General features: G+C 72.2%; 5 protein-coding genes. 1 reads left to right on the forward strand and 4 read right to left on the reverse strand.

From position 1 onward, the window contains the following. Positions 1–99: 99 nt before the first annotated feature. The 3 genes from ACFWUQ_RS30100 to ACFWUQ_RS30110 all read right to left on the reverse strand — a co-directional run bounded on the left by ACFWUQ_RS30100 (position 100) and on the right by ACFWUQ_RS30110 (position 7156). Entirely contained in the window at positions 100–2274 is a 2175-nt protein-coding gene (locus tag ACFWUQ_RS30100; RefSeq protein ID WP_384544330.1) for a discoidin domain-containing protein, read from the reverse strand. A 257-nt stretch (positions 2275–2531) separates the two neighbouring features. Beyond that, positions 2532–4748: a discoidin domain-containing protein gene (locus tag ACFWUQ_RS30105; protein WP_384544332.1), complete on the reverse strand. Its 2217-nt coding sequence runs from the start codon at positions 4746–4748 to the stop codon at positions 2532–2534. Between the two features lie 230 nt (positions 4749–4978). Continuing rightward, on the reverse strand, positions 4979–7156 hold the full coding sequence (locus ACFWUQ_RS30110; RefSeq protein WP_384544334.1) for a hypothetical protein: 2178 nt from the start codon (positions 7154–7156) through the stop codon (positions 4979–4981). A gap of 294 nt (positions 7157–7450) precedes the next feature. On the opposite strand from ACFWUQ_RS30110, the gene ACFWUQ_RS30115 reads away from it, so the two are divergent. Next, entirely contained in the window at positions 7451–8227 is a 777-nt protein-coding gene (locus ACFWUQ_RS30115) for a hypothetical protein (RefSeq protein ID WP_384544336.1), read from the forward strand. Positions 8228–8304: 77 nt separating this feature from the next. Here ACFWUQ_RS30115 and ACFWUQ_RS30120 read toward each other — a convergent pair whose 3' ends face one another. After that, a complete protein-coding gene (locus ACFWUQ_RS30120; RefSeq protein ID WP_384544338.1) occupies positions 8305–8952 on the reverse strand; it encodes a hypothetical protein in 648 nt (215 codons plus the stop codon). Positions 8953–9205 lie beyond the last annotated feature (253 nt).

Genomic DNA, 9205 nt, shown 5'->3' on the forward strand with positions numbered 1-9205 from the left:
GGTACGGGGTCGGCCGGGCACCGCCCGGAGCACCGGCCGGGTCAGGACGGCCGGTACTCCGCGTTCAGGACCGGACCGCCGCCCCGAGGACGTGCGGCCTCAGCTGTAGACGCCGAACTCGTGGAGCGAGTAGCCCCACCCGGTGCCGCGGGCGGTCAGCTGCAGGCGGACGTGGCGGGCGGTGGCGGTGACGTCGATGGTGTCGATGTCTCCGTTGCCGGCCGTGGTGGAGTGGACCGGGCGCCAGCCGGCGCCGTCGTCGGAGACCTGGACCTCGTAGGACTTGGCGTAGGCGGGGTCCCAGACGAGCTGCAGCGTGCGGATGGCCCTGGCAGCGCCGAGGTCCACCTGGATCCACTGGGGGTCGCTCCAGTCGCTGGCCCAGCGCGTGGTGGTGCTGCCGTCGGTGGCGTTGCCCGGCGCGCAGGGGCAGTCGCCGTACTGGGCCTGGTAGGAGGAGGCAGTGGTGGGCCGGTTCAGCGCGAGGTTCGTCCCGGACACGGGCGGCGCGACCACCTTGACGGACCGGGTCTCGATACCGGCGTTGCCCCGGCCGTCCTCAGCCTGGATGTAGACCTTCCAGACGCCGAGCTTGTCGGGCGCGGTGACGGCGAACGTGCCGTTGCCGGTCGCGCGCCACTGCGCGTCGACGAGCCGCTTGTCTCCGTTGGCGTAGTTGCCGCTGAGGTAGATCCTGGGCGTGACCGGGTCGCCGTCGGGGTCGCGGATGTCGGCGCGGACGGTGAACTCGCGGCCCGCCGGCGCCGCGGAGGCCGGGCTGACGGTCATGTTCGTGATGACGGGCGGCGTGTTGTCGCCCGCGGTGGAGCCGGAGTACGCCTTCTTCACGGCGTAGTACGAGAGCCGCTTGAGGCCGTCGGGCACGAGGTTGAACCAGATGCCGCCGAAGTCGTGCTCCAGGCCGTAGTGGAACAGGGTGGCACCGAGGGCGACGCCCCGGTGGCCGGTGACGCAGTTCCAGGCCTGGGTGTAGCCGTCGGCCTTCCGCACGTCGGTCGGCTCGTCCGGGATACCGTTGGCGTCGTCGGGGACCTCCCACTCGCCGGCGGGACCGCCCTCGGTGATGATGTACGGCTTGGTGTAGCCGCCGTCGATCCAGTCCTGGCGCACCCCGCAGATGTCGCCGTAGGAGTTCATGGAGTACAGGTCGAGGTCGGGCGCGTTGCGCTTGTAGTACGGCCAGGCACCGGTCCAGGCGTCGGTCGAGGTGACGGGGTGGTCCGGGTCGATGGCGTGGATCTTCCGCGCGACGTCGTTCACGAAGGAGGTGTAGGCGTTGCGCTGCGCCTCCAGCTCGCTCCCCCCGTAGCAGTTCTGCAGACCCAGCACGGACTCGTTGCCGACGTTCCACATGAGGGTCGCCGGGTGGCTCTTGTAGGTGTCCACCCATGTGCCGAACTCGGCGAGCATGGTGTTCTTGTACGTCGTGTCGGTGAGGTAGTTGACGCAGCCCCCGGAGCCGGGGCCGCCGCCGGGCTGGAGCCAGAAGCCGTTGACCACCTTGAGCCCCTGAGCGGCAGCGGTGTCGAGGAGCGGCTTGGTGGATCCGTCGGTACCCCAGGTGCGGATCGTGTTGACGCCCATGGACTTGACGTCGGGCAGGTACCTGGGCGCGTCGGCCACGGACGGGCCCCAGGTCAGCCCCTTGACCGTGTACGGCTGTCCGCCGACGGTCAGCTGCCAGTCGCCCTGGGAGCCGGTCACCCTGACGGCGCCCGTGGGGGGCGGGGTGGTGCCGCCGTCACTGCCGTAGACCTGGAACTCCCACAGGGAGTACCCGTAGCCGCCCGCCCGGGTGACCCCCTGCATCCGGACGTACCGGCCCGAGCCGGAGACGGCGATCTCGTCCGTGCCGCCGTCGCTGCCGGTGACCGTTCTGAGGGTGCGCCAGTCGGTGCCGTTGTCGGAGGTCCGGATCTCGTAGTCCTTGCCGTAGGCGGCCTCCCACGTCAGGACGACCCGGCTCAGATCCTTGCGGGCGCCGAGGTCGACCTGGAGCCATTCGCCGTCGCGGCGCTCGCTCGACCAGCGGGTGCCGGTCAGGTTGCCGTCGAGCGCGGCGCCGGCGGCGTACGCCTCGCCCTCCTGGGAGGAGGCCGTGGCGGGCTTGCCCTGGGAGAGGAGCGTCTCCGCCGCCTGGGCCGGCGGGGACAGGCTCAGGGCCAACGAGGACGCGAGGAGGGCGCCGAGCACCGCGAGGGACGTGCCGGTGCGCCGGCGGGGCGGGGTGGGTGTGGAGGGGGGTCTGGACACGTGTGCTCCTGGCTGATTCGTGACGCGCGGCGCGGCAGGGCGGTCCGTGGCGGGGCCCTGTGGCGCGCGGCGGTTGCGGGGAGGGGATGCACGGTGCTGGTGGTGCTGAGGGTGCTGGCGGTGCTGGCGGTGCGGGCCCTTCCGGGCCGGGGCGCGGAAAGTCGGACACCCGGCCCGGAAGGGAGTCTGGGCCGCCCTCGGCGCCTCACGGCGCGGAGTGGACGGCGGATGGTGGACGGCGGACGGCGGACGGCGGCTCAGGGGTAGGAGACGACCGTGGAGGGGACCGTGGAGGTGCCGGCGGGCACCGTCGAGGCTCCGGTGGTGTTGATGACGTGCTCGTAGTGGCCGTTGCCGCCCAGTGAGACGGTGAGCAGGCTGTGGAATCTCACGCCGGGCTTGACGGGTGCCTTGAAGCCGTGGTCCTGGCGAATCGTCGGGTCCACGTTGTAGTTGCAGTAGCTGCCCAGGCCCCATGCCTCGTGGGTGTTCACGGAGTCGTCGACCCGGTAGGCGGCGTAGCCCTTGGTCGATCCGTTCTGGATGGCGGCCTGGTTGGGCGCGTCGTACGCCTTCTCGTTCTGGTAGAAGATCGTCCGGCCGCGCTCGCCGTACCACTCGACGTCGTACTTGTTGAAGTGCTCGACGAACAGGCCGGTGGCGAGCACGTCGTCGCCGTGGACGCGGACGCCGTAGTCGGCGCGGTTGGTCTCCCAGCCGACGCCTTCGCCGTGGTCGGCGCGCCACACCCAGGTGTGGTCGATGATCGCGTCGTCGCTGTTCACGACCATGCTGGTGGTGGCTTTGCCGGCGCCCGCGCCGCCGACGCGGATGTAGACGTCCTGCACGGTCGTCGGGTTGGCGGAGTGGTCCGCGGACGCGTTCTGCGGGCCGACCTCCAGCAGGGTCGGGGAGTTGACCGGACCGGCGTCGATCAGGAAGCCCGCCAGCTTCACGCCGTCGACGTCCGCGACCTTCATCGCGGTCACACCGTTGTCCGGGATGATCGTCGCCAGGCCCAGGCCGAGCACGATCGTGTCGGCCCGCTTCACTTCGATGGCCCGGTCGACGTGGTAGACGCCCGGGGTGAAGAGCAGGTGCAGGCCCTGGGCCAGCGCCTGGTTGATCGTGGCGGCCGTCGCGCCCGGCTTGACGACGTAGAACCTGCTCAGCGGAACGGACTCACCCTGCGGCGTGCCGTTCGCCCACGTCGTGCCCCGGGCGTTGGTCCGCTTGGCCGGCGCGAACACCTTGTACTCGCTGCCGTCCAGGTAGAGGAAGGGCTTCTCGCGGGAGGTCGGCGTGGTGTCGAGGGTGGTGTAGCGGGGTTCGGGGAAGCCGGTGGCCGGCGCGCCCTCGACGCCGGAGAAGGTCTGGTTCCAGACCGAGTTGGACCAGCCGCCGATCGAACTGTCGCGGGTGTACCACTGCTGCTGGGAGTAGTTGCCCACCTGCCCGTCGATCTTGGAGTCGGCGATGTAGCCGCCGCTGGCCCAGCCGTACCCGTTCGGTGCGAGGTTGAGCCCGCCCTTGACGTGCATCCGGCGGAAGGACGCGGCTTGGGAGACGGCCCAGCGGTTGGTGCCGTTGACGGGGGCCACGGCCAGGTTCTCGGCGCCGCGCCAGAAGTTCTGCGTGGCGTTGCCGTTGAACCAGCCGGCGTCGACGGTCACGTCACCGTTGATGGTGGTGTCGTCGGGGCGCAGGCCGAGCCCGGCGATCTGGGTGTAGAAGCCGATCTGGGCGTTGAGGCCGTTGTAGGTGCCCGGCTTGAGGAGGAAGGCGTGGCGGCCGCTGCCGAACTGGGCCGACTCCTGGCGCTGGAAGACCTGGTCCAGCTTGGCCTGGATGCCCGGTGTGGACGGGTCCACGATGTGCACGTTCGGTCCGAGGTCGCCACCGCCCGGCAGGGTGGGGCCACCGCCGTCACCGCCGTCACCGCCGCCGAACACCTGGAACTCCCAGAGCGAGTATCCGTAGCCGGTCGCGCGCGCCACGCCCTGCATCCGTACGTAGCGGGCCGTACCGGAGACGTCGACGGTCTCGGTTCCGCCCCTCCCGGTCGTCGTGGCGTAGGCCGTCGTCCAGCTCGCGCCGTCCGCCGACAGTTCGATCCGGTAGGACGTGGCGTGAGCCGCCTCCCACCGCAGCACCACCTGGCTGACGGCCATGGGGCTGCCCAGATCCACTTGCAGCCACTGGCTGTCGGACGCGGCACTCGACCAGCGGGTTCCGAGGTCCCCGTCGACCGCGCCGGCCGCCGCGGTCCCGTAGTGCTCCTGGCTGGACGCCGAGACCGGCTTGCCCTGGGACAGGAGTACGGGGGCCGCCTGCGCCGCGGTGGTGGGGAGCGCCGCCAGCAACGCGGCCGCGAGAGCGGTGACGACCGCGCCGGCCAGAGCGCGCCGTGCGCGGGTGCGGGGGGACCGGGAGTGTGGGGATGGTGCAGCCGTGGATGGGCCAACTGAGGGCACGGGAAGTCTCCTTGGAACGGGAACACGGGGCGAGAGAGCGCTCTCCCGAACCTTGCCCGCCTCCTCGCGCCCCGGTCAATAACCCGCGCCCCACTTTTCTTCCGACTTGACTTAACTAGGCTGTTAAGCCTTCGTTACGTACGCCGGGGCCAGCCGGGAGAAACGGGAGCGGGCGCCCCGCGCGGCGTTCTCCGCACGGGGCGCCCGGGGACGGGACCTTGGGCTCAGTCTCAGCCCAGGGGGATGGCGTCGGCCACGCGCTGGGCGACGATCCAGACCGTCCCCGTCCCCGTGGTCACCACACGCCTACCGTCGACGATCCTCCAGACCGTTGCGGCGGCAGGCGTCCTGATCAGCGTGCCGTCCGCGATCCGCGTCGACATCGCGTTCCACACCCGATCAGGCAGAACCCACATCGGCAAGGTGTCAAAACCCGCCGCCTTCAACTCCTCCGGCGACGCGAAATCGATCCGCGCACCACCGATCACACCCGCCTGACTCGGCGAACCCGCCTGCTTCAACCGCGTACCGTCCACGATCCGCGTCGGCAGGGCGTTCCACTCGCGGTCGGGGAGGATCCACATGTGCCGGGTGTCGAAGCCCGCGGCCTTGAGCTCCTCCGGCGACGCGAAGTTGATCCGCGCGCCGCCGATGACGCCCGCCTGACTGAGCGAGCCCGCCTGCTTCAACCGCGTTCCGTCCGCGACGCGTGTGTTCAGTTGGTGGAAGGCGCGGGCCGGGATCGCGTGGACCTTGCTCGCCCAGTCCGTGCCGTAGCCCGCGTCGACGACCTCCTGCGGGCTCGCGAAGTTGAACCGCGCGCCGCCGACGATCTGGGCGACCGGCGTGTCCGCGCCGCCCGCGCCCTGGACGAGGGTGCCGTCCACGGGGCGGTCGGCGGTGATCATGTGGAAGGCGCGGGCTGGGATGATGCGCACCTTGCCCGCCCAGTCCGTGCCGTAGCCGGCGTCGACGACCTCCTGCGGGCTCGCGAAATTGATCCGCGTACCGCCGATGATCTGGGCGACCGGGGTGGGGACACCGTGGGAGATGCCCTGGACCAGGGTTCGGTTCGGCGGGATGTTGGCCAGCATGTTGTCGAAGACCCGCTTGGGGATCGCCCGCACCCTGCTTCGCCAGTCGGCGCCGTAACCGGTCTCCACGACCTCCTCGGGACTGCCGAAGTTGATCCGCGCTCCCCCGACGAACATCGCGACGGGCGTGGACACGCCCCCGCCGGTGCCCTGGATCAGGGTGCCGTCGCGCGGGACCTCGCCGAGCCGGTTGAAGCTGTACGTCGAGACGATGACGACCTTGCCCGGCCAGTCCGCGCCGTGGCCGGTGTCGACGGCCTCCTGCGGGCTCGCGAAGTTGATCCGCGCGCCGCCGAGTGTCGCGGCGACGGGCGTGACGCTGGCAGAGCCGGGTTCGGCTCCCTGGATCAACTGGCCGTCCACGGGCTCCTGGTTCATGTGGTCACGCGCGTCGATGGACCAGTTGGAGACCTTCACCGGCGTACCGCAGTTGACCGGCGCGGAGCAGTGCGACTGCCACAGCGGCGCCCCGCCGACGAAGATGTACACGCGGCCGCGCTGGTCGACGGCGGACGAGGCGTTGCGCGGGGTGGCCGGGCCGGCGTTGATGACGGCCTGCGTCGTGGGGCGCGACTCGGGGCGGCAGATGTCGTCGTCGCAGGTCGACTGCCAGACGGGCGCGCCGCCCACCATCTTGTAGATGCGCCTGGTGTCGGTGGTGGCCAGTACCGTGCCGTCCGCGAGGCCGCGCACGTCGGTGACGGGCTGCGGTTGCGGCGGCTTCGGCGGGGTGACAGTGCCGGGGTTGCCGTGGCCGCCGCCGGTGGCGACGTCGTTCCAGGTGTGCCAGCCCAGTGCGAACGGCACCTCCGCGTTGACGCGGCTGTTCCACCCGGGAATGCCCTCGAACGCCGCGTTGCATCCGGCGGGGTAGAAGGGGACGGAGTAGTGCTGCCTGGATTTCCATACGCCGTACTGGGCGAACAGCGGATACTTCTCCTTGGCGGTGACCGTGACCATCGCGGTGCCGGTGGTCGTGACGGACGCCTGCGCCCCCCTGCTGACATCGGCCTTGGCCTTGGCGACGACGAGATCGATTTCGAGGCCGGCGCCGGCGGTTAACGACGCCTCGAACGTCTTGGCGACCGTCTTCGTCAGTGACAGCGTCTGACCGGGAAGGATCTTGTACGGAAGGTCGTCCACGCCCTCGAAGTACTCGTAGTGCCCCTCGTAGCGGAGGTGCCCGGGGACACAGGTGCTCCCCCCGGGGAACGGCAGCGGCGGGTCGGCGGCCGCCGCGTTCTGCGGCGTCATCACCAGCAGGGCGCAGGCGGCTGCCGCCGCGGTGGCGAGCAGTCCGCGCGTTCTTCTCACAGGTCTCATATACGCCTTTTCCGGTCTGGTCTGGTCTGGGGCTGGTCTGGAGCTGGGCTGGGTCCGGGCTGGGTCCGGTCTCGCTTTCGATCGCGGACCTTTCCTGACATCCGGCGGCAACAGCGGCCTGCCCGCCCCGGTATGAAGAGACGTCACAGACGGGCCTGGTTCCCGCCGTGCCGCGCCGGCCCGACGACGGAAGCCGGTGGCGCACCGTGCGAGCGCGTCCGTTCCTGGCGGGGGGGGTGGCCGGAAGGGGTGCGTCCGCGATGGTCGGCGCGGCACACTGCGAGCATGGTCACTCATGACGGGCAGCCCTCCGCGCCGCGGCGGAGCTGGGGCACCACCGCCCTTCCGGTCGGGGCGGGGGCGGGGGCCATGGTCACCGGAGCGGCGGCTTTGGCCGGTGGGCCGGCTGACTGGGCGCTGGGCACGGTCGCGGGTGGGGCTGCCGTCCTGTGGGCGGGAGTCTGGGCGGCATGGCTGGCGAAGGGCTCCTGGCGGCGCGACTTCTGGTCGCTGGCCGCACCGGTCGGCGTACTGACCGCCGTCGGCGTCGGCGGGACGGTCGCCATGTCGATGGACGCGGGGACCGGGCGGATCCCGGACGCGGGTCTGCTGTCGTGCGTGGTCGTCACCGTGGTCACGGTGGTCGCGGCCGTCACCGTGTACGCGGCCCAGGTGAGCCGTTTCGACTACACGGTCGACATCGCGCCACGGCACGGCGACACGGAGCGCACCTTCCCCGCGGTCCTGCTGGGCGACGACACGGGACCCGGCGGCTTCCCGCGGCACAGCCACATCGTCGTCGGCCCGGGAGTCCTGGCCTGCACCAACGATCCCGCCGGGGCCCACCGCCGCGAACCGCTGCCCGCGGGCCTGGTGCTCGAACGCGTACGGCACCCGCGCGCCACGGACCCCGCGGTGGTGGCGGACGCCGCGGGCGGCATGTACTACGTGGCCCAGTGCAGGGACGGTGACAGGGAGGTGCTGATCGCGGTCGGGCGAGGCGCCATGCCCTGGCTCGTCGGCGCCCTGACCCCGCCCGGCGGCGCGCCCCGAAGCGGCTGACCGGCCGTCCGTCGCGTCGCGAGTTCGGCAGGATCCGAAAGTGACTCGACCTGGCCGGCCTGGACGACTCCGACGGTCTAGACGTCGCCCGGCAGCAGGTGCTGGCCCAGTTCGCGGAAGCTCCAGGCGCCCTGGCGCCGGGTGAACATCCAGACGAGGTCGTACCGGTCGGGCCAGGTCGCGGGGACTCCGAGGACCTCCCGCGCGCCGAGTGCGCGGACCAGGCGGGGCACGCCGGTGTGCTCCCAGCAGATGAGTACGGGCGCCGGCGCCGCCAGTGCCGCGCGGACCAGGGCCGCTTCGGCCCCTACGGCGAACTCGGCGCGGACGGGCAGGCGCAGCGCGTTCGCCAGCGGCGCCACGGTCTGGCGGCAGCGCGCGGGGGTTGCGGGCCGGCCGCCTGCCGCGAAGACCGCGCCGGGGCGCGGCAGGGAGGAGCCGGCGGCCGGGGGGAAGAGCCGCGGGAGCTCCTCGGCCCGGCGGCGGCCCCGGCCGGCGAGGAATCCGGGGTCCTCGTTGCCCTCGTCGTCCTCGCCCATGGCCCCGGCGTACGGCTTCTCCGCATGCCGGATCACCATGACCAGGGCATCCCTGGGCCCGGCCGGGGGGCCGGGGGCCGCGCGCGGGGGTTCGTCCGTGCCGCAGCCCGCCGCGGCCAGGGGGGCGAGGGCGGCGGCCAGCAAGGTGCGGCGGCGCGGTCCGGTCCCGGCGGGGTCGTCTGGCATGGGGCCCACTGTCGCCCATGGCCCGGGCCCCGCCCGGGCACGGCACGGCCGGGGAGCACCCGGTCAGCCGATCGGCGCAGAACGGCCGGCCCGACGCGGAGCACCGCGGCGGGAACCGCGCCCGACCGGCTACGCCCGCAGCCGAGACCGTCACCCCGCCGGCCCGCCCTGGGCCGGGGCCGCCACCGCCACCGGCGCCCGCTCTGGGCCGGGGCCGGGGCCGGGGGCCGGGGCCGGGGGCCGGGGCCAAGGC

It is taken from the genome of Streptomyces sp. NPDC058662 (assembly GCF_042716255.1).
Lineage (GTDB): Bacteria > Actinomycetota > Actinomycetes > Streptomycetales > Streptomycetaceae > Streptomyces.

What these genes read in the sequence shown, in the direction of transcription:
- ACFWUQ_RS30115 (WP_384544336.1), top strand. Translation starts at nt 7,451, where the DNA reads ATGGTCACTCATGACGGGCAGCCCTCCGCGCCGCGGCGGAGCTGGGGC.
- ACFWUQ_RS30120 (WP_384544338.1), bottom strand. Translation starts at nt 8,952, where the DNA reads ATGCCAGACGACCCCGCCGGGACCGGACCGCGCCGCCGCACCTTGCTG.